This window comes from Streptomyces sp. HSG2 (assembly GCF_016598575.1).
In the GTDB taxonomy this organism is placed as follows: Bacteria; Actinomycetota; Actinomycetes; order Streptomycetales; family Streptomycetaceae; genus Streptomyces.
Genome location: NZ_CP066801.1, coordinates 967,318 through 987,648, shown reverse-complemented (window position 1 = coordinate 987,648; position 20,331 = coordinate 967,318). Strand labels below are relative to the sequence as shown.

Annotated in this window: 19 protein-coding genes; 13 read left to right on the top strand and 6 right to left on the bottom strand. The window is 71.6% G+C overall.

Features of this window, described 5'->3' with window-relative positions; translation table 11 throughout:
* From JEK78_RS03865 to JEK78_RS03855, 3 genes are all read left to right on the top strand, one after another.
* Window positions 1–1,230 carry a HAMP domain-containing sensor histidine kinase gene (locus tag JEK78_RS03865; protein WP_200262691.1) on the top strand — a complete coding sequence of 410 codons (1,230 nt, stop codon included), beginning with the start codon at window positions 1–3 and terminating at the stop codon, window positions 1,228–1,230.
* Between the two features lie 404 nt (window positions 1,231–1,634).
* The gene (locus JEK78_RS03860; RefSeq protein ID WP_003993510.1) at window positions 1,635–1,931 is read left to right on the top strand and encodes a DUF4193 domain-containing protein; all 297 of its coding nucleotides are present in this window, start codon (window positions 1,635–1,637) and stop codon (window positions 1,929–1,931) included.
* A 13-nt stretch (window positions 1,932–1,944) separates the two neighbouring features.
* On the top strand, window positions 1,945–2,871 hold the full coding sequence (locus JEK78_RS03855) for a hypothetical protein (protein WP_200262690.1): 927 nt from the start codon (window positions 1,945–1,947) through the stop codon (window positions 2,869–2,871).
* Between the two features lie 26 nt (window positions 2,872–2,897).
* On the opposite strand, the gene JEK78_RS03850 is transcribed toward JEK78_RS03855, so the two are convergent.
* The gene (locus JEK78_RS03850; RefSeq protein WP_200262689.1) at window positions 2,898–3,377 is read right to left on the bottom strand and encodes a DUF3093 domain-containing protein; all 480 of its coding nucleotides are present in this window, start codon (window positions 3,375–3,377) and stop codon (window positions 2,898–2,900) included.
* 58 nt (window positions 3,378–3,435) lie between these two features.
* Between JEK78_RS03850 and JEK78_RS03845 the strand changes: the two genes are divergently transcribed.
* The 5 genes from JEK78_RS03845 (at window position 3,436) to JEK78_RS03825 (ending at window position 6,747) form a co-directional block, all read left to right on the top strand.
* Window positions 3,436–4,020, top strand: coding sequence for a PaaI family thioesterase (locus tag JEK78_RS03845; protein ID WP_200262688.1), 585 nt, complete (start codon window positions 3,436–3,438; stop codon window positions 4,018–4,020).
* Complete coding sequence (dut, locus tag JEK78_RS03840; RefSeq protein WP_200262687.1) at window positions 4,017–4,568, top strand: dUTP diphosphatase; 552 nt, start codon at window positions 4,017–4,019, stop codon at window positions 4,566–4,568. Before JEK78_RS03845 ends, dut begins: the two co-directional genes overlap by 4 nt.
* 1 nt (window position 4,569) lies before the next feature.
* A complete protein-coding gene (locus JEK78_RS03835) occupies window positions 4,570–5,322 on the top strand; it encodes a DUF3710 domain-containing protein (RefSeq protein WP_200262686.1) in 753 nt (250 codons plus the stop codon).
* Window positions 5,323–5,514: 192 nt separating this feature from the next.
* The gene (locus JEK78_RS03830) at window positions 5,515–5,910 is read left to right on the top strand and encodes an OB-fold nucleic acid binding domain-containing protein (protein WP_200262685.1); all 396 of its coding nucleotides are present in this window, start codon (window positions 5,515–5,517) and stop codon (window positions 5,908–5,910) included.
* A gap of 3 nt (window positions 5,911–5,913) precedes the next feature.
* Complete coding sequence (locus tag JEK78_RS03825) at window positions 5,914–6,747, top strand: DUF3159 domain-containing protein (RefSeq protein ID WP_200262684.1); 834 nt, start codon at window positions 5,914–5,916, stop codon at window positions 6,745–6,747.
* Window positions 6,748–6,815: 68 nt separating this feature from the next.
* Here JEK78_RS03825 and JEK78_RS03820 read toward each other — a convergent pair whose 3' ends face one another.
* Together JEK78_RS03820 and JEK78_RS03815 are read right to left on the bottom strand one after the other, a co-directional pair.
* Window positions 6,816–7,493: a TrkA family potassium uptake protein gene (locus tag JEK78_RS03820; RefSeq protein WP_200262683.1), complete on the bottom strand. Its 678-nt coding sequence runs from the start codon at window positions 7,491–7,493 to the stop codon at window positions 6,816–6,818.
* On the bottom strand, window positions 7,493–8,164 hold the full coding sequence (locus JEK78_RS03815; protein WP_200262682.1) for a TrkA family potassium uptake protein: 672 nt from the start codon (window positions 8,162–8,164) through the stop codon (window positions 7,493–7,495). The genes JEK78_RS03820 and JEK78_RS03815 overlap by 1 nt, the downstream gene beginning before the upstream one ends.
* 680 nt (window positions 8,165–8,844) lie before the next feature.
* Here JEK78_RS03815 and JEK78_RS03810 point away from each other — a divergent pair.
* The 3 genes from JEK78_RS03810 (at window position 8,845) to JEK78_RS03800 (ending at window position 13,939) form a co-directional block, all read left to right on the top strand.
* Window positions 8,845–10,893 (top strand): APC family permease, encoded by a 2,049-nt coding sequence (locus JEK78_RS03810; protein WP_200262681.1) that lies wholly within the window; start codon window positions 8,845–8,847, stop codon window positions 10,891–10,893.
* A gap of 48 nt (window positions 10,894–10,941) precedes the next feature.
* Complete coding sequence (locus JEK78_RS03805; protein WP_200263981.1) at window positions 10,942–12,282, top strand: class I SAM-dependent RNA methyltransferase; 1,341 nt, start codon at window positions 10,942–10,944, stop codon at window positions 12,280–12,282.
* A 601-nt stretch (window positions 12,283–12,883) separates the two neighbouring features.
* Entirely contained in the window at window positions 12,884–13,939 is a 1,056-nt protein-coding gene (locus JEK78_RS03800) for a beta family protein (protein ID WP_200262680.1), read from the top strand.
* 49 nt (window positions 13,940–13,988) lie between these two features.
* Here the strand turns inward: JEK78_RS03800 and JEK78_RS03795 are convergent, their stop codons facing one another.
* The 3 genes from JEK78_RS03795 to JEK78_RS03785 form a co-directional block, all read right to left on the bottom strand.
* A complete protein-coding gene (locus JEK78_RS03795; RefSeq protein ID WP_200262679.1) occupies window positions 13,989–17,891 on the bottom strand; it encodes an AAA domain-containing protein in 3,903 nt (1,300 codons plus the stop codon).
* 6 nt (window positions 17,892–17,897) lie between these two features.
* Window positions 17,898–18,281, bottom strand: coding sequence for a hypothetical protein (locus JEK78_RS03790; protein ID WP_200262678.1), 384 nt, complete (start codon window positions 18,279–18,281; stop codon window positions 17,898–17,900).
* Window positions 18,282–18,425: 144 nt separating this feature from the next.
* Window positions 18,426–18,896: an ATP-binding protein gene (locus tag JEK78_RS03785; protein ID WP_200262677.1), complete on the bottom strand. Its 471-nt coding sequence runs from the start codon at window positions 18,894–18,896 to the stop codon at window positions 18,426–18,428.
* Between the two features lie 147 nt (window positions 18,897–19,043).
* Here JEK78_RS03785 and JEK78_RS03780 point away from each other — a divergent pair, with 147 nt between their 5' ends.
* Window positions 19,044–19,922 (top strand): helix-turn-helix transcriptional regulator, encoded by an 879-nt coding sequence (locus JEK78_RS03780; RefSeq protein ID WP_200262676.1) that lies wholly within the window; start codon window positions 19,044–19,046, stop codon window positions 19,920–19,922.
* Between the two features lie 14 nt (window positions 19,923–19,936).
* On the top strand, window positions 19,937–20,122 hold the full coding sequence (locus JEK78_RS03775; protein WP_200263980.1) for a DUF397 domain-containing protein: 186 nt from the start codon (window positions 19,937–19,939) through the stop codon (window positions 20,120–20,122).
* Window positions 20,123–20,331 lie beyond the last annotated feature (209 nt).

Below are 20,331 nucleotides of genomic sequence, written 5' to 3'. Positions count from 1 at the left end.
GTGGCCGCGTCTCCCACGCCTCCGCAGGCTCCCCCCAAGCCCACCTGGGACCCGGAGCCCTCGGGGTCCTTCCCCTGGCTTCGCCCGACGATCCGGATGCGTCTGACGCTCCTGTACGGCGGCATGTTCCTGATCGCGGGCATCCTGCTGCTGTCGATCATCTACCTGCTGGCGGCGCAGGCGATGAACGTGGGCAGTGATCTTCCGTTCAGGATCACGGACGGGCACGTCACCAGCGCCGTCTGTGATCTGCCCATCGAGGCGCCGCCCAGCGAGTTCAACGAGGCCATGAACGAGTGCGTCAACGAGCAGCGACGCCACGCCCTGGACAGTCTGCTCAGCCGCTCCCTGCTGGCGCTTCTGGGACTGGCCGTGATCGCCTTCGCGTTCGGCTACGCCATGGCGGGCCGCGTGCTCTCCCCCCTGGGTCGGATCACCCGGACCGCGCGGGCCGTGGCGGGCTCGGACCTGTCCCGCCGGATCGAGCTGGACGGACCGGACGACGAGCTGAAGGAGCTGGCGGACACCTTCGACGACATGCTGGCGCGGCTGGAACGGGCGTTCAGCGCACAGCAGCGCTTCGTCGGCAACGCCTCCCATGAACTGCGCACGCCGCTGGCGATCAACCGCACGTTGCTCGAGGTACACCTCTCCGACCCCGACGCGCCCCCCGAGCTACAGCAACTCGGCAGGACGCTGTTGGCGACCAACGAGCGCAGCGAGCAGCTCGTCGAGGGGCTGCTGCTGCTGGCCCGCAGTGACAACCAGATCGTCGAGCGCAAGCCGGTCGATCTGGCCGAGGTGGCCAACCGGGCCGTGGACCAGGTGCGCTCCGAGGCGGAGGCCAACGGGGTGCGGATCGACGGCGAGCGGGCGCCGGCAGTGGTCCAGGGCAACGGCGTGTTGCTGGAACGCATCGCGCTCAACCTGTTGCAGAACGCCGTGCGCTACAACGTCGCCGAGGGAGGCCGTGTCGAGGCCACCACGAGCGTCGAGCACGGCCAGGCCGTGCTGGTGGTCACCAACACCGGTCCGGTCGTTCCCGCGTACGAGATCGACAACCTCTTCGAGCCGTTCCGGCGCCTGCGGACCGAGCGGACCGGGAGCGACAAGGGGGTGGGGCTGGGGCTCTCGATCGCCCGCTCCGTCGCCCGAGCCCACGGCGGTCGGATCCACGCGGTACCGCGCGAGGGGGGTGGACTCGTCATGCGAGTCACCCTGCCGATCTGAGATCATGGTGCCGACCGGCGAGCCACCCGGCGGGATGTTCGCTTCGCGCGTAATCCGCCGCCCGTGCACCCGGTATTCCGATGTGTGATCGATCACAGGTTCGGCCTGCCGTACTTCCACGCTCCGTGACCGCGACCGCCGTCGGATGGTCGGGAAAATCCGGGTTTCCCGGGGTCGTCCTCACGGGAAGTACAGGGGGAGACGCCTTTGAGGTGTGGCCACCAGAGCGTGTACGGTCCCCTTCGCCATCCACGCCGATCACTCGTGAGGAGTGCGGTTGGGTGTCGATTGAGTAACAGACCTTGATGTGAGGCAAAATCTCCGCCTCAGGTCGGGCACAAGTCCGGCCTCTCATGCGTTACGTGCGCTGGAGACACCACAGACACCCAGAGGGGGAGAGCGACATGGCAACCGATTACGACACTCCACGCAAGACCGACGACGACGTCGACTCGGACAGTCTCGAAGAGCTGAAGGCCAGGCGGAACGACAAGTCCGCCTCCGCGGTGGACGTCGACGAGTTCGAGGCCGCCGAAGGTCTGGAGCTGCCCGGTGCCGATCTCTCGAACGAGGAGCTGGCCGTCCGCGTGCTGCCGAAGCAGCAGGACGAGTTCACCTGCATGAGCTGTTTCCTCGTGCACCACCGCAGCCAGCTGGCCCGGGAGAAGAACGGCCAGCCGATCTGCCGCGACTGCGACTGAGGCGGGGTCGGCCGTGACCGGCTCGACCCCTTCCCGGAAGCGCCGCCTGCCCTGGCGAGCGGCTGACCCGGGGCCGCTCGGCGGCCCCCGTCGCGCGCGTGACGACGAGCGAGGCCCGACCGATCCGGGGACGGCCTCGTTCGAGACCGTCGTCGCCTCGACGGACCGCGGCACCTCGCCTCCCTCTCCTTCCCCCTCCGTCTCCCGTCGCGGGTCGGCCGCGCTCGGCGACGCGACGCGCGCGGGCCTCCGCAGAGGCGGATTCGCCGCCAAGGCGGCCTTGTCCCGCCTCGCCGACCGGATCATCGACATCGCCCCCCGGATCCCCGTCCGGGACCTGGCCACGCTGCGCCGACAGTTTCCAGGCCTCGGTCCCGAGGACATCGCCGACCGACTGGTGGCCGGCGCCGCCCGGAGCACCGCCACCGTGGGCGCCGGGGTCGGTGCCGCGGCGATGCTGCCCGTGCCGCCCGCGATGCCCGCCGAGCTGGCCGCCGAGATCACCGGAGTTGCCGCGGTGGAACTGAAGCTGATCGCCGAGCTCCACGAGGTCTACGGGCTGCGGCCCCCCGGAAACCTCGCCCGCCGCAGCTCGGCCTACCTGGAGTCCTGGACGGAGGAGCGCGGCGTCGACGTGACCAGACCGTCGACCTACTCCGCGGCGGTGGACGGGCCGATGCGCCACAGGTTGCGCAGGCAGGTCATGAAACGCGTGGCGCGCAACCTGCCGAACCTGCTGCCCTTCATGATCGGAGCCGCCGCGGGCGCCGTGATGAACCGGCGGGACACCAGGAAGCTCGCCACTCGTATCCGCCGTGATCTGCGTGACCGCCAAGTCCCGTGGGACACGCTGACCGGACTGCCCGCCCTGGAGACACCCCCGGACGCGCTGGACATGGGTCCGGCCGGTGGACCGTTCCGCCGTCGAGCCCGCGACTGACGGTCCCCGCGCGGAGCCGGGGAGCGTCAGCCCGCCGGGTCGCCCTGTCCGACGGACCGCTCCGCGCTCAGCGCCTCGGCCAGCCGCTCGGGCTCCCGTGTCGACAGGTACACGTACGGTGTCGGATCGGCGGGGTCGGTGACCTCGATCCGGACCGCGGTGGGGATGTAGGAGCGCAACAGCAGGAAGGCGCGGGCGTCCGCGCGGTGGGTCCGCCACGCGCGCGCCTCCGCCGCGTCCAGTACCCGGGCGTCGCCGAGGGCCGTCACCGGAATCCGGGCGTCCCCGGCGAGCAGTGTCCCGTTGGCGATCCGGATGCGGGGAGATCCGTACGCGCTCGTCGCCGCCGCCGCCAGGGCCGTGCCCCCCGCCAGGCCGGCCAGCATCGGGAGGAGGCCCAGTGGAAGCAGCGTCAGCCCGGCGGCTCCTCCCAGGAGGAGGCAGACGAACCACCAGGATCGGGGCGCGGCGAGGCGTTCTTCGTACGGGACGGCGGGGGACTGCATGTCGTCAAGCTTGGCACGGTGTCCACCGGACGCGGACGCGCGGGTAAGGTCTGCGCCTGTGAGTGGTACTTCCGCGGTTCTTCAGCCCCCGGCCGACGCGGCGCGCCCCGTGCGGCACCCCGACGCCCCCGCGCCGGGCGAACTTCTCGGCGCGCACTACGAGCAGTGTTTCGGCTGCGGTGGCGACCAACCCCACGGACTGCATCTCCAGGCGCGGGCCGGCGAGGGCGTGTCGCTCACCGCGGAGTTCACCGTCCAGGCGGCGCATCAAGGGGCCCCCGGCCTGGCGCACGGCGGGGTTCTGGCCACGGCGCTGGACGAGACGCTCGGCTCGCTCAACTGGCTGCTGCGGGTCGTCGCCGTCACGGGACGACTGGAGACCGACTTCGTGCGGCCCGTGCCCGTCGGCACCACGCTCCATCTGGCCGCCGAGGTGATCGCCGTCGCGGGCCGCAAGATCTACTCGACCGCCACCGGGCGGATCGGCGGTCCCGACGGAGCCGTGGCGGTCCGGGCGGACGCCCTCTTCATCGAGGTCAAGGTCGAGCACTTCGTCCGGAACGGACGAGACAAGGAGATCCGCGCCGCCATGGAAGACCCCGATCAGGTCCGCCGCTCCCGCGCCTTCGAGGTGAACCCGTGAGCCACAGCGGGATCGAAGTCGACCTCCGCCGCGTCGACCCCGACGTACCTCTCCCGACGTACGCCCTGCCCGGGGACGCCGGGGCCGACCTGCGGACCACGGTCGCCCGGGTCGTCGCGCCCGGTGAGCGCGTCGTCCTTCCCACGGGGGTGTCCGTGGCGCTGCCCGAGGGATACGCGGCCTTCGTGCATCCGCGCTCCGGCCTCGCCGCCCGCTGCGGTGTCGCCCTGGTGAATGCCCCGGGGACCATCGATGCCGGGTACCGTGGAGAGATCAAGGTGATCGTGGTGAATCTCGATCCACGCGAGCCGGTGCGGTTCGAACGCTTCGATCGGATCGCCCAGCTGGTCGTCCAGCGGGTCGAGCGGGTCCGCTTCCGTGAGGTCGCGCACCTCCCCGACTCCGCTCGGGGCGAGGGCGGCCTCGGATCCACCGGAGGCCATGCCGGGGCGCGACCCGCCGGGAACCCGGGCGGTCCGGCCGCCGGGGGTGGCTCCGCGGGCGGGAATCGATACGCTTCGGTCGTATCCGACCGGGAAGGACAGTGACGTGTTCGGACGTCGCAAGAAGATGAGCGCCGCCGATGACGCGGCGGGCGAGGCCGAGCAGGTCGTCGACGGCGTCGACACCGAGGCGGACGGCGAGACCTCGCGGGTCCGGCTGGAACCGGAACCCCGACCGGACGGGCCGTGGGACAGCGGCGAGATCGGCGACCCCGCCGAGGGGCGTGTCGATCTCGGCGGCCTCTTCGTGCCGGGAGTCGACGGCATGGAGCTGCGGGTCGAGGTCGCCGGCGACGCCATCGTCGCGGCGACGGTGGTGCTGCGCGACAGCGCCATCCAGCTCCAGGCCTTCGCCGCGCCGAGGCGCGAGGGCATCTGGTCCGAGGTGCGCGAGGAGATCGCGTCCGGCATCACCCGACAGGGTGGCATCATCGACGAGGTCGAGGGACCGCTCGGGTGGGAGCTGCGGGCGCAGGTCCCGGTGCAGCTGCCGGACGGCACCGGTGGCTTCCAGGTCGTCCGGTTCGTCGGCGTGGACGGGTCCCGCTGGTTCCTGCGCGGCGTGATCTCCGGGCAGGGCGCCGTGCAACCCCAGGCGGCCGGGCTCCTGGAGCAGATCTTCCGGGACACCGTCGTCGTACGCGGTGACGGCCCGATGGCTCCGCGTGACCCGATCGTGCTCAAGCTCCCCAACGACGCGCAGATGGTCCCCGAGGGCGTGCAACAGGAAGAGGGCTCCCGCTTCTCCGGAGGCATGGGCCAGCTGCAGCGCGGGCCGGAGATCACCGAAGTCCGCTAGACGCCGGTCGGGGCCTTCCCTCCCCGATCGAGGGCCCGGGAGGCCGTCGATCGGGCGGTCCGGCCGGCCGGCAGGGGCCGGAACGGGCCAATCGCCCGGCCCGGCGCGCACGCGGGCCCGCGATCTCGGGGCCCGAGGCGCTTGTCGTCCGGTGGCCGCCTGACCGTCGTTCCGCCCCGGTACGCTTCAGGTATGAGTGCTCCCCGTTCCGACAAGCCGGTGGGCCGCTTCCGGCGCATAATCGACCGGCTCTCCTCCTCGCAGGAGGACCTGGAGTCCGCGGAACTGCGGGAGGAAGCCGCGACCGCCGGCTGCACCAGGATCGGCGACTGCCTGGATCGGCAGATCGTCACGGTTACTGGTACCTTGCGCACGGTCACGCTGCGACCCAGGGCGGGCGTCCCGACTCTCGAGGCCGAGCTGTTCGACGGCTCCGCTCCCCTGGACGTGGTGTGGCTGGGCAGGCGCTCCATCGTCGGCATCGAGCCGGGACGCAGGCTCATCGCATCGGGCAGGATCTCGATGAGCCGAGGTCGCCGGGTGCTCTTCAACCCGAAGTACGAACTTCGCCCCCTCGGACGGGAGTAGCCGGTGACGCCCCTGGACAAGCCGACCGCGGACGGTCGGGCAGCGGACGAGGCGAGGGCGGTCACGGAGGCCGCCCTCTTCGAGGCCTTCGGCGGCGTGCGGGGCATGGTCGAGACCGTGTTGCCCGGACTGCTCTTCGTCTCGATCTACACCGTCAACAGCGATCTGCACATGTCCGCCATCGCGGCGCTCGCCGCCGCGCTCGTGCTGGTCGCCGTCCGACTGGTCCGGAAGGACACGGTCAAGCACGCCTTCAGCGGAGTCTTCGGGGTCGCCTTCGGTGTCGTCTTCGCGATGATGACGGGCAGCGCGCGGAACTTCTACCTCCCCGGCATGCTGTACACCCTCGGCCTCGGTCTCGCCTATGTCGTCACCGCCATGGCCGGCGTCCCGTTGATCGGTCTGCTGCTCGGGCCGGTCTTCAAGGAGAACCTCTCCTGGCGCTCCCGGAACCCGGGCCGAAAGAAGGCCTACACCAAGGCCAGCTACGCCTGGGGCGCGATCCTGCTCGGCAAGTGCGCGATCCTCTTCCCGCTGTACTGGTGGGCGAACGTCGAGCAGCTCGGCTGGGTCCTGGTCGCCCTGAAGATCCCGCCGTTCCTGCTGGCCGTGTGGTTGACCTGGATCTTCCTGGCGAAGGCTCCCGCACCGATCGACGTCTTCGCGGAGATGGAGGCGGCCGAGCGAGCGCGGCGCGAGGCCACCGAGGCCGCGGACGGCGAGGCCCTCGGCCGTGCGACGGCCCCAGCCGGCGACGCCGCACCGGTCGCCGGCTCCTTCGAGTCGGGCACCACGGGCGCGGCGGACAACGGCGGGGGCAGGCACCGAAGGGCGTGACGTCGCCCGGTGGTGGCCGGAACCGGCGCGGGCGCGCACCGAGTCGTGACCGGCGCGCGCCGCCTCACTCAGTTCGTCGTGGAGTCCCGTCTGGCCGACAGCAGCTCCTCCAGACGTTCCTCCCGGGCGGGAGCGGCCACGAAGAGAAGCTCGTCACCGGCCTCGAGAGAGTCCTCGCCGGACGGTGTCAGCACGCGATTGCCGCGGATGATGGTCACCAGGGAGGTGTCCTGCGGCCAGTCCACGTCCCCGACCCGGGTGCCCGCCAAGGCCGACTCCTCCGGCAGCGTCAGCTCCACCAGGTTGGCGTCCCCGTGGCTGAAGCGCAGGAGCCGCACGAGATCCCCGACGCTGACCGCCTCCTCCACCAGAGCCGACATCAGGCGCGGGGTCGACACCGCCACGTCCACCCCCCACGACTCGTTGAACAGCCACTCGTTCTTGGGGTTGTTGACCCGGGCGACGACGCGCGGAACGGCGTACTCCGTCTTGGCCAGCAGCGAGACGACCAGGTTGACCTTGTCGTCGCCGGTCGCGGCGATCACCACGTTGCACCGCTGGAGGGCGGCCTCGTCGAGGGAGGTGATCTCGCAGGCGTCGGCGAGGAGCCACTCCGCCTGAGGAACCCGCTCCACGGAGATGGCGGTCGGTGCCTTGTCGATGAGGAGAACCTCGTGGGCGTTCTCCAGCAGCTCTCCGGCGATCGAACGACCGACGGCGCCCGCTCCGGCGATGGCGACCCTCATCAGTGCCCCCCCTCCCCTTCCGGCCCCTTGGCGAAGGCGGCCTCGACCTTGTCGACCTCGTCCGTTCGCATCATCACGTGGACCAGGTCGCCGTCCTGCAACACCGTCTGCGAGGACGGGAGGACCGCCTCGCCGAGCCTGGTCAGAAACGCCACCCGGACACCCGTCTCCTCCTGCAGTCGGCTGATCTTGTGTCCCACCCAGGAAGTCGTGGTGTGCACCTCGGCCAGCTGGACCCCACCCGTGGGGTCGCGCCACAACGGCTCCGCGCCGGACGGCAGGAGCCTGCGCAGCATCTGGTCGGCGGTCCAGCGGACCGTGGCGACGGTGGGGATGCCCAGGCGCTGGTAGACCTCGGCCCGTCGCGGGTCGTAGATGCGGGCGGCGACATGGGCGACGTCGAACATCTCCCGGGCCACCCGGGCCGCGATGATGTTGGAGTTGTCCCCGCTCGACACGGCGGCGAAGGCTCCCGCGTCCTCGATGCCCGCCTCGCGCAGGGTGTCCTGGTCGAAACCGATGCCAGTGACCCGGCGCCCGCCGAAACCGGACCCCAGGCGGCGGAAGGCCGTCGGGTCCTGGTCGATCACCGCGACCGTGTGGCCATGCTGTTCCAGGTTCTGGGCCAGTGCGGAGCCCACACGCCCGCAGCCCATGATGACGACGTGCATGGCCTCACACCACGCTTCCCACGGGCCGGCCGGCCCTCGTGAATCTCGTGCTCATGTCTCTCTCTCGGCTCGCCGGGCAGCACGCCACGGTCCGACAGCGGACCGCTGGGCACCATCATGGGGCAATCGTCCGGCGTCACGCCGAAGCCGGAAGCGTAGCCGGTGGCCGCGTCCGAGGTTCTCCCGGACGTCGCACCCCCGGCCCCCGGAACCGGGGACCGCTCCGGGCGGTCCGTGCCCCGGTCGCCCGGGCGCGCCGATGATCGGGTCTGGAGCCTACGCCACGGCACGTCGGGCCGTGTGATCGACGGGGCCTCGCCGGGGGTGATCGGCGAGCCGGTTCCGCGAGCCGGGCCTCACCCCCGCCGCCGGACGGGGCGGGGATCCGCTGCGGAGATCCGGGGCCGACCCCTCGCCGGTCGGCGTCCCGGCGAAACGGGCCGTACGGCGGCACGCCGCGGCCCCCGGCCGGCGTGGCGCCGCCCCGCGACCGGCACGGAGACGGCGGAGGAACGGTGGGCCGCACCGGTCCCGGGGCGTGATCGACCGGTGTCGCGCGGCCCCGACGCGCCGGTGTGCGCCGGGCCGCACGAAGGCGCCGGGTCACCCGAAGAGCGGACGTCGGACGGGCGGGGTGGCGGGTGGGCGGCCCCCTCCGCCACGGCCTACGATCCTCTCTTGTGTCCAAACTGACCGACGTGCCCAAACGGATTCTCATCGGGCGCGCCCTGCGCAGTGACCGGCTGGCCGAGACGCTGCTTCCCAAGCGAGTCGCCCTTCCGGTCTTCGCCTCCGACCCGTTGTCCTCGGTGGCGTACGCGCCGGGAGAGGTCCTGCTGATCCTCTCGATCGCCGGACTGTCGGCCTATCACTTCAGTCCCTGGATCGCGGCGGCCGTCGTCGTACTGATGTTCACGGTGGTGGCGTCCTACCGGCAGAACGTCCGCGCCTACCCCAGCGGGGGCGGCGACTACGAGGTGGCCAACACCAACCTGGGGCGGCGTGCCGGATTGACGGTGGCGAGCGCGCTGCTGGTCGACTACGTGCTCACCGTCGCCGTCTCCATCTCCGCCGGGGTGGAGAACCTCGGATCGGCGATCCCGTTCGTCGTCGAGCACAAGACGTTCTCCGCCATCGCCGTCATCGTGCTGCTGACGCTGATGAACCTGAGAGGGGTGAAGGAGTCGGGCACCTTCTTCGCCATCCCCACCTACGTCTTCGTCACCGGTGTGCTCCTGATGATCTCCTGGGGGGCGTTCCGGGGTCTGGTGCTGGGCGAGCGAATGCTCGCTCCCACCGCCGATCTGGAGATCAAGCCCGAACACCAGGGGCTCGCCGGGTTCGCCCTGCTCTTCCTGTTGCTTCGTGCCTTCTCCTCCGGTTGCGCGGCCCTCACCGGCGTCGAGGCGATCTCCAACGGGGTCCCGGCCTTTCGCAAGCCCAAGTCGCGGAACGCCGCCACCACCCTGGCGCTGATGGGCCTGCTCGCCGTCACCATGTTCTGCGGCATCATCGGCCTGGCCATGGCCACCGACGTCCGGATGGCCGAGAACCCCGCCGTCGACCTGGTCAGGGACGGCGTTCCCGTCGGCCCGGACTACGTCCAGCACCCGGTGATCTCCCAGGTCGCCGAAGCGGTCTTCGGCTCCGGCAGCGCGCTGTTCTATCTGCTGGCGGCCGCGACGGCACTGGTCCTCTTCCTGGCCGCCAACACCGCCTACAACGGGTTCCCGCTGCTCGGATCCATCCTCGCCCAGGACCGCTACCTGCCGCGGCAGCTGCACACTCGCGGGGACCGCCTGGCCTTCTCCAACGGCATCGTCCTCCTCGCCGGTGCCGCCGCCCTGCTGGTGTGGATCTACGGCGCCGACTCGACCCGGCTCATCCAGCTGTACATCGTCGGCGTCTTCGTCTCCTTCACCCTCAGCCAGACCGGCATGGTCCGGCACTGGAACCGTCACCTGCGCACCGAGCGGGACCGGACCAGGCGAAGTCACATGCTCCGCTCGCGGGCCATCAACGCCTTCGGTGCCTTCTTCACCGGAGTCGTGCTGGTCGTCGTGCTCGTCACCAAGTTCTCCCACGGAGCCTGGGTCGCCCTGCTGGGCATGGGGATCTTCTTCGCCGTGATGTCCGCGATCCGTCGGCACTATGATCGGGTGTCCGACGAGCTGGTGGCCCCGGAGACTCCCGAGGACGACGTCGTCCGCCCCTCCCGTGTCCACTCCGTGGTGCTGATCTCCAAGATCCACCGACCCACCCTGCGGGCCCTCGCCTACGCCCGGCTGATGCGCTCGGACACCTTGGAGGCGCTCAGCGTCAACGTCGACCCGGAGGAGACCCGGGCACTGCGCCGGGAATGGGAGCGACGCGGATTCGACATCCCGCTCAAGGTGCTGGACTCCCCGTACCGCGAGGTCACGCGCCCGGTGATCGAGTACGTCAAGAACCTCCGCAAGGAGTCACCACGCGACGCCGTGTCCGTGATCATCCCGGAGTACGTGGTGGGCCACTGGTACGAGCAGTTGCTGCACAACCAGAGCGCCCTCCGGCTCAAGGGCCGGTTGCTGTTCACCCCGGGGGTGATGGTCACGTCCGTGCCCTACCAGTTGCGGTCCTCGGAGGTGGCCAGGCGCCGAGCGCGCAAGCGCCAGGACTGGAACCCCCCGGGCGCCGTGCGGCGTGGTCCCGCGGAGGAGGCCGCGAAGGAGACGCCGCGGTCGACGTAGACTCGGCGGCTGTTGTCCGACCGCCCGCGCTTCATCGGAGACCCCGCCATGCACCCAGACGAGAACAACGAGCCTGCGGCGTCCCTGGTGGGCGATGAATACGAGGTCGAGGTCGGCTCCGTCGCGCACGGTGGGCACTGTGTCGCGCGTACGGAGAGCGGTCGGGTGCTGTTCGTGCGGCACACGCTCCCCGGAGAGCGTGTCGTCGCCCGCGTCACCGAGGGCGGGGAAGGCGCCCGCTTTCTGCGGGCGGACGCCGTGGAGATCCTTCGACCGGCCAAGGATCGGGTCGCGCCGCCGTGCCCCTACTCCGGGCCGGGGCGCTGCGGAGGGTGCGACTGGCAGCACGTCAAGCCCGGTGCCCAGCGCCGGCTGAAGGGCGAGGTCGTCGCCGAGCAGCTGCTCCGCTTGGCGCGCCTCACCCCGGAGGACGTCGGGTGGGATGGCACGGTGATGCCGGCCGAGGGGGACAAGCTCCCGACCGGCGAGGTGCCGAGGTGGCGGACGCGCGTGCAGTACGCGGTCGACGCCGACGGCAGGGCCGGCCTGCGGCGGCACCGTTCCCACGAGGTCGAGCCGATCGACCGGTGCTTGATCGCCGCCGACGGGATCGCCGAACTCGGCGTGGAGCGACACCAATGGCCGGGGACGGCATCGGTCGAGGCGATCGCGGCCGAGGGCTCCCGCGACCGTCAGGTCATCCTCACCCCCCGGCCCGGCGCCAGACTGCCCCTCGTCGAGCTGGACCGGCCGGTCTCGGTCCTGCGTGTGGGGGAGAAGGACGGTGCGATCCATCGCGTGCACGGTCGTCCCTTCGTCAGGGAACGCGCGGACGGCCGGACCTACCGGGTGGGTGCCGGCGGATTCTGGCAGGTCCATCCCCGGGCCGCCGAGACACTGGTCACCGCCGTCATGCAGGGGCTCCTGCCCCGCAAGGGCGACATGTGCCTGGACCTGTACTGCGGGGTGGGTCTCTTCGCCGGAGCGCTGGCCGACCGGGTGGGGGACCAGGGTGCGGTGCTGGGCGTCGAGTCCGGTAAGCGCGCGGTGGAGGACGCCCGGCACAACCTGGCCGACTACACGCGTGTCCGGGTCGAGCAGGGCAAGGTGGAATCGGTCCTGCCGCGCACCGGCATCACCGCCGTCGACCTCGTCGTTCTCGACCCGCCGAGGGCGGGAGCCGGGCGGAAGACGGTGGAACATCTGGTCTCGCTGGGCGCGAGGCGCGTCGCCTACGTCGCCTGCGACCCCGCCGCGTTGGCCAGGGACCTCGGATACTTCCGGAGCGGGGGGTACCGAGTCCGGACGCTGCGGGTGTTCGACCTCTTCCCGATGACGCACCATGTGGAGTGCGTCGCGATCCTTGAACCGGCCGCGAAGGGCTCCTGACCTGGCGTCTCGTGTGTGCGCAAGATGTGCGGTGTGGGTGTTACGGGCGATATCTCGACACTGAGATGACGCTCGTTCTGATGGGGTGTCAGGTGACTTTGGGGCGCAGAATGCGGGGCCGCGGTGTGGGCTGATGCTCGTGCGTCGGTGGTCCGCTCTGAACGAAGGACAGCGCGCGCTTCTCGAACGGCTCGCGGCCGGTGAAGGACCTGTAGCCCGGGCGTCGGGGGATTGGCGCTCGGCGTACGCCCTGCGTGACCGTGGGCTTCTGATGGTGGGCAAGAGTGACAGGGCTGTGCGTGTGGAGGTCACCGAGGCGGCCGGTTCTATCTCCGGCATGGTCATCATCCCGATGACCCGGCGTTTGCCGACGAGTGGCGGCGAGTGGCGCCGACGAGTGCCCCTCAGTTCCCCTTGTGCATCGTCCACTTGGCGTGTCCTGCCAACGGGTGTCACGAAGCGTACAACGTGCGTCACACCACCACCACGTGGTTGAACACATCGGCCATGCGGGCCGGAATCGCTCTCTTTCCAGCTGCCGTCGGCTGAAAGCACCCTGAAGGGAAGGGATGCGCACGGACGGTGCCGAGGGGGAGCCGCGATGTCCGGACCGCTCTATGTTCCCGTTCTGCCGACGAAGCCGCACGCGGCCGGCGCCGTCCGGGGCCTGTGGCCGGAGGTCCGGGCCGCGATCAGGCCGCTGTGGAACCTCCCGCCGTTGCCCGGGGTGGCTCCGGAGACGGTGGCGACTGTGGTCGGCACGTACGTCGATCCGGCGAGTGCCGTGAGCCGTCACGGAGGGTGGGTCGACGCGCCCTTCGGCGAGGACTCCCAGACGGCCGCCCTCGCCGAAGCCCTGTCCGTGTACAGCGAGTGGGGGCGGCTGCGGCCGGTCACCGGGCCCGAAAGGCCCCGGGCACAGCAGGCGGCGGCCGTGGAGGCGGCCCGGCGCTCCCTGCGCGGACTGGGTGTCCGGGTGCGGGTCACGGGGGAGTGGAACGGTCACCTCGGGGAGGCGGTCCGGGGGCTGCTCGACGGGACCGGTTCCGAGGTGGCCGTGGATCTGCTGCTCGACATGGGCGCGGTCCTCGACGACCGGCCCGACGCGGGCAAGGAGGCGCTGCGCGCCCTCGACACGCTGATGCCGTTGGCGGTCTGGCGGAGCGCCACTCTGCTCGGGGGAGGCTTTCCCCGAGTCAGCGCCGACATGCTGGACGAAGGGCCACACGACGAGTCGCGGGCGGAGTGGCGCATGTGGCACGAGGTGCGCGCCGCGGGCAGGGCCTATGCCCCGCTGCTCGGTTACGGCGACTACGGGGTGCAGCCGCCGAGTGCCCTCGCGCAGGCCCCGGCCCCCGGAAGGCAGGGCGGCCCGCCCTGGGGTGTGCTCCGCTACACCACCGACGGTTCGTACGTCGTCGTCAGGACGTTGACCCGGGGGCCCGACCGGATCGCCGTCAACCGAGCCGCTGCCCTCCGGATCACTGAGCTGCCCGAGTTCCGGGGAGCGCGGGCCGGACAGGGCGAGGAATGGCTCAGCGACTGCGCGAACGGCCCGCTCTCGGTCAGCGAGGGGGTGGGCGGGCCCACGGAGTGGCTGCGGGCCGGCAACCTCCAGCACATGACGTACGTCGTGCGGAGCCTGCCCGGCGGCTGAGCGGGCCGCCGGGTCCGGGTGCCCGAACCCGGCCGCGCTGCCCGGGGGTTCAGTCGAACAGCGGCGCCAGCGCGGTCTCGCCCGCCATGATCCGCCAGGCGGGCACCCGCACCGTCCGGGTCACCGGGCCGGGCTTGGCACCGTGGCCCCCGGAGGGCAGTCCGGTGAGCAGGTCGCCTCGCGCATGGGTGAGCCGGAGGTGTCGTGCGGGATCCTCGCCGGGCCTCGGACCGGGGTCGATCAGCACCGCCGTGTTCCGGCCGGCGTCGGTGAACAGCAGGTCCACCGGGTGTCCGCCCACCGGCACGGCCCGCTCCAGATCGGTGACGCCCCGTCCGGTCAGATACCGCTGGAGGCGGTCGGTGAGGTCCTCGCGCGCCTCGCCCACCGGGCCGGGCGGGCCGGCCTCGGCCGCGGTGCCGCCGTCGCCCGCTCCGAGTGGTGCCGAGCGTGCGGCGAGGAGGGCCGGCAGCCCGCTCTGCTCCTGCCAGAAGGCGTGGCAGCCCACGGTGACCAGCTGCGATTTGGCCCGGGTGATCGCCACGTTCCACAGGTTGACCTGGCTCGCGACCCAGTGTGTGGTCCGGGGTGGTGTGTTGTGCGCGGCCACCGGGCTGAGCACCATCACGTCACGCTGTCCGCCCTGGAAGGTGTGGACGGTGCCGACCCGGACCCGGTCGTCGTCCCGCCAGATCCGGGCCAGTTTCTCCTTCTGCGCCCGGAACGGCGTGACCACCCCCACCGTCGCGTCCGCCGGAAGTCCCGCCAGCAGACCGTCGACCACGCGCCGCACGGCCTCCGCCTCCGCCGCGTTCCGCCAGGACCGCCCGTCGCCGCCGCGCGCCGACGCCCCGGACGGTACGTCGACCCAGCCGAGCACCGGTGCCGGGTCGGCCGCTCCCACCGGATCGTGTCCCGGCACCTGCCGCCGCACGTCGGTCAGCACCCGCAACCGGCCGCCGTAGCAGTGGCTGTTGACGACGTCCGCGATCCGCGGGTGGCAGCGGTAGTGCTCGTCGAGGAGCAGCGCGCCCTCGCCGTGCTGTTCGGCCGCGTGGTACGAGGAGTACACGTGGTAGGTGAGGCGGTGGTGTTCCAGTTGCGCGGCGCTCAGCCCCGCCCGCGTCCGCGCCTGCCGTTCCTGCTGCGGTGACACTCCGGGGATGTGTCCGAGCTGCATGGGGTCGCCGATGATCAGTGCCCGCCGCGCCCGGAACAACAGCGGCAGCACCGACGGGATCGAGCACTGGCTGGCCTCGTCGATGACGACGAGATCGAACAGCTTCGGGGTGAGTTCCATCTGCCGCACCGAGTGGGTGCTGACGGCCCATCCCCGGATGCGCGTCATCAGGTTCTTCTGGCTGCGCTGGTAGCCGGAGCGGCGGCGGAGCGCCTGGAGCCGCTGGTTCATGAGACCGGCGGCCCGGTCGAGGGCCTCTGCGGACAGCGCGCGGGACAGTTCCGCCGCCAGGCCGGACAGCGCCTCCGCCGTCGCCGGCCGGGACAGCTTGAGTCCGTCCTCGTCCCATTCCCTCTGCCCGCGGACGAGTTCGCGCACCTCCCGCTCCACGGCCACGATGTCGGCCAGGGACTCCAGCAACCCGGGCGGCACGGGTCGTGCCGCCGCCCACTCCGGCCACGCGGGCGCGGCCCCCTCGGGGTGCTCCGTGCCCGCCGAGACCAGCGCGGCGAGCGCACGGCGGCGCCGCCATGTGCCCAGCTGCCACCAGCGGGCGCCGCACGTCTTCCGGGCCCGGTCCGCCCACCGGCCCAGGGCTGCCGGGCCGTCCGTGTCCGCAGCCCAGGCCCCTTCGAGGAGGGGCAGGGGCAGCTCCAGTTCGGCCGCCCGTTCCTCCCGGTCGCCGAGCAGTTCCAGCAGCCGCGTCTCCTCACCGACGCGGTGTGCCGCTTCCGCCCTCAGCCGGTCGGCCGTGTCCCGGGTGTTGCGCAGTTCACCGCCGACGGTGGCCGATCCGCGGCGCGGTGCCGGAACCGGTTCGGCGAGCAGCCGCTCCAGCTTGGCGGCCTCCCGCTCCAGCGCCTCCGCGTTGCCCGTCCGCATCAGCAGGCCGGGCGCGATGTCGTCGCAGCGCTCGGCGACGACGTTCACGGCCTCGTTGTTGGTGGAGGCGACCAGCACCGACTGTCCCGCGGCGACGCAGGTGGTGACGACCGCCGTGACGACCTCGCTCTTGCCGGTGCCGGGCGGCCCCGTCGCCACCGTCAGCGGCCGGCTCATCGCCGAGGCGATCACCTGTTCCTGGCTCTCGTTGCACGGCCCCGGAGCGACGGGGGTCACCGGGTTCGCCGAGGCGGCCGTCGTGGCCGGCGCCTGCCGGGCCCCGCCGTCCAGCAGCGCGTCCAGGGCGGTGCCGGTGATCTGCGTGGTCCGGGTGGAGATCGCCAGCAGGTTGTCCACGAGCGCCTGGGTGGCCATGGCCTCCGCACCGGACGGCACCAGCAGCACGGCCGCGTTGTGCGCGCCGGGCCGCAGCGCCCGCATGACCGTGCGGTCGCTGAGCGCGGACGGGTCCAGCGGTTCGAGTTCCGGCAGCCCCAGCTCCTCCAGCAACTCCCGGACGGCGCGCAGCATCTGGGCGTCGTTGCCCTCCTGCCAGGCCGGCTGCCAGCGGGCGACCAGGTCGGCGGCGTCGCCCGCGTCCAGGAGTTCCGAGACGACCCCGGTGTGCGGGGACGGCACGCCGCTGGGCCGCAGCACGTCCCGGCCGTTCTCGTCCGGCGCCAGTTCCATCTGCTGGATGAGCAGCGGCGCCAGTTCGACCGTCGCGCGCCGCCCCCGGCCCCCGTCACGCGAGGGGAGCGTGATAGCCGGATACCCGTACCAGTACTCCTGTCGTGTCCCCGCCCCGCCGTCCGCCTCGCCCCGCCCGTTCTGGGGCCGGGGCAGGGATCCGGGTGCGACGATGTGCGGTCCGCGGCCCGACTGGACGGTCTCCTCGCCCTGGGCCAGCAGGAAGTACTTCTTGTCACGGCCGGCGTCCCGGTCGGGCCGCATTCCGGCCGCCGCCTGCGCGGTGAGGCAGTCCGCGTAGTACCGCAGCAGCCGCTGCGGGTCGACGCCGTCCCGTTCGTCCGCCTCGGCCAGTTCCCGGGCCTTCAGCAGCGCGGGGGAGCGCCGGGCGGCGTCGGTGGCGTCGTGGGAGAGCGCGGGCAGGCGTACGGGCCGGGCCACCGACCGGGCGAAGGGGAGGCTCCGGGTGGCCCTGATCGTGGACTTGGTGGGCCGCTGCTCCTCCGGAACGCCGTCGCGGGTCATCTGGGCGGTCAGGTAGTCGAAGAGGTCGTCCGGGGTGATCCAGCCGCCGTCCTTGATCCGGCCGTTGCGCAGCCCTTCGACGATCTCCCCGGTGAACCGGGAGGTGCCGAGGCCCGACCCGGGCGGCGCCATCGCGGAGGCCGCCTGGAGGGCGTCCGACGCGGTGATGAAGTACACGCCGGTCGGCTTCAGCAGGGTGCTCGGCGTGGGCCGGTCCGGTCCCCCCGCCGGGCCCTTGGCGGTCCAGCCCTGGACGACGGAACCGCTGGAGCAGCAGTCCAGCAGCACCAGTTCGGAGGCGGCCCGGCAGGACTGGAGCATCCGCTCCAGGAACTCCGCCGGCACCGCCGTACCCGGCAGGTCGGCGGGGTCGGTGTCGCGGGTCAGGAAGTACAGCTGGCCGTCCTGCTCGCAGTACTCCCCGTGCCCGCTGAAGTAGAGCAGCGCGGTCTCACTGGCCTGCCGGGCTTCCAGGAACGTCTCGACGGCGTGCAGCATCTCCGCGCGCGTCGGCTCGGCGGCCACCGCGCACTCGTTGTACATGCCGATCTCGGTGTTCTCCAGCACGGCCCGCATGTAGTGCAGGTCGGCCCGCACCGCCGAGAGGTTCCGGTACGCCTCGCTGTCGTACGTGGAGACACCGACGAGTAACGCGTGGCGGTCGTTGTCGGTCATCGCCGCTCAGCCCGCCGTCGTACCGTCGTCGCCGCCGTCCGCGAGGAATCGCTCGACGAGGGTGCCGTCCTCGCGGGCCTCCTTGCCGGTGATGTGCAGCACCGCCCCGTCGGGTCGCCTGACGACGAGGGTGCGCTGAGGGATCCGCGCCAGCCACACCTGCACCAGCGCGGCGACGAACGACCCGGCGCTCAGCAGCAGCCCGACGGTCTCGGCGGACGGCCCGCCCTTGTCACCGACCCCCGCCGGGCTGCCCGGTTCGGGCAGGTCCAGCCTGGCCGTGGAGTCCTCCTCGGCGAGCGCGGCCAGCAGTTCGCGTGCGTCCTTGCGGGCGCGCAGCGGGTCCTCGTCGACGACGGAGATCCGGTATCCGCTGTGGTTGTCGTGCATGGTGTTCTCGTGCTCCCCGTGAGTCCACCGGCTCCTTGCCGGGCGAACGACACTAGCGTCCGCCACTGACACCGACGGCCCCATGCGTCCTGCTTGCCGCGGCGTTGGCGTGAACCCGGTGGCCGATGGCCGGGTCGGTGCGTCCTACGGCAGGCGCAGTTCCGCCCAGACCGTCTTGCCCGGCGCGCCGTCACGCGGCGCGACGGCCCAGCGGGTCGCCAGTCCGGCGACGATCAGCAGACCCCGCCCGGTCTCCGCGTCGCCCGGCGGTTCCGTGTCGGAGAGCGGAGGGACGCGTTCGGTCCGGGTGTCGGTGACCTCGACGCGCACGGTGTCGGTGCGGTGGACGAGCCGGACGTGGAAGTCCCGTCCGGCGACGTGCCCGTGCCGTACGGCGTTGGCGGCCAGCTCGGCGGAGATCAACGTGAGGGTTTCGTTGACCCGGCCCCCGTACGGGTGCCCCCAGGTGTCGAGCTGGTGCGAGACCAGTCCGCGGGCCAGGCGGGCGCCGCGCGGGGAGGAGGTGAACGCCATCGCGAACTCGTGCGGGGGGTGGGCCGTTTCGGCCTCGGCGCCGGGGGTGTGCACCCGGGGGGTGGAGATTCGGCTGTTCATGTGGCCCACGCTGCCGGTGCGGTCCTAGCGTGGCCAGATACGGCACGCACACGGAGAGTCGCTGTAAGTGGCCGGTGTGTGGGTGTAGGCGGGACGGAGCGTGACGGTCGGCGCGGGGGCGCGTTGGTCGAGGGAGGTGGTACGGGGATGAGTGAACCGGCGCGGCTGGTGGACGGGGTGTCCGGGGTCGGCGAGGGTGAGGAGCGGATGTCGGAGTCGGAGGCCGGCTCCGGCTCCGGGGTCCTGCGGGTCTTCGGGCGGCAGTTGAAGCGGTTCCGGTTGCGGGCGGGCATGGATCGGCCCGAGTTCGGCTCGCTGACGGGGTACTCGGTGTCGACCATCGCCGCGTACGAGCAGGGACGCCGGGTGCCGCCGCCGAGGTTCATCGACCAGGCGGACGAGGTGCTGGACGCGGGCGGGGTCCTCCAGGAGATGAAGGAGGAGGTGGCTCGGGCGCAGTATCCGGCGTTCTTCCGGGACGCGGCGAGGCTGGAGGGGGAGGCGGTTGAGCTGTGGGTGTACGCGACACAGGCTGTGCCCGGGCTGCTTCAGACGGAGGAGTACATGCGGGCGGTGTTCGGCATGTGGCGTCCGTTGCTTGACGAGGAGACCTTGGAGCAGCGGGTCGTGGCCCGTCTCGCGCGCCAGAGTGTCTTCGAGCGCAAGCCGACCCCTCTGCTGAGCTTCGTCATCGACGAGGCTGTTGTGCGACGGCCGTTGGGCGGCTGGTCGGTCATGCGTGGTCAGCTGGAGCAGCTGATGTTGGTCGGCGCGTACCGGAACGTCGAGATCCAGATCATGCCGCTCAACCGCGAGGACAACGCAGGCGTGGACGGGCCGTTCACCTTGTTGTACCGCGCTGGTGGCGATCAAGTGGCTTACCTGGAAGCGCAGGGACGCAGCACAATGGTCAGCGACCAGCGGGAGGTCCAGGGGATCGCTTCGCGGTACGGCATCATCCGTGCGCAGGCTCTCACTCCGCGCGAGTCAATGGCCTTCGTTGAGAAGCTGCTTGGAGAGGTGTGAAGGTGAACGAGACCCTGAGTGCGGTGGGCGAACTGCGCTGGCGTAAGAGCAGCTACAGTGGTGGGGCTGGGGGAGAGTGCATCGAGGTCGCCGTCAGCCCTCGTGTCGTTCGAGTGCGCGACTCCAAGGACGTAGCTCGTCGCGGCCTTGCGGTAGACGCTGAGGCTTGGACAGCGTTTGTCGGTTTCGCCGCTCAGTGAGCGATAGGTCTGCCCCCGACCCAGGTCCGGGGGGGCAGACCTATGTCCGGTCTGGTCGGTCGACTACGCGTTCGTCTTCTCGCGGGCAGGCGGAGTCCAGCGCCCGGCGGCGATCTCGGCGTCCGGCCGCGTTGGGAAGTGCGCGTGCGCCGCCCGCATCTCGGCCTCGCGGTCGGCTTTGTGCCTGGTACCCCTCTGGGGGAGGGGTG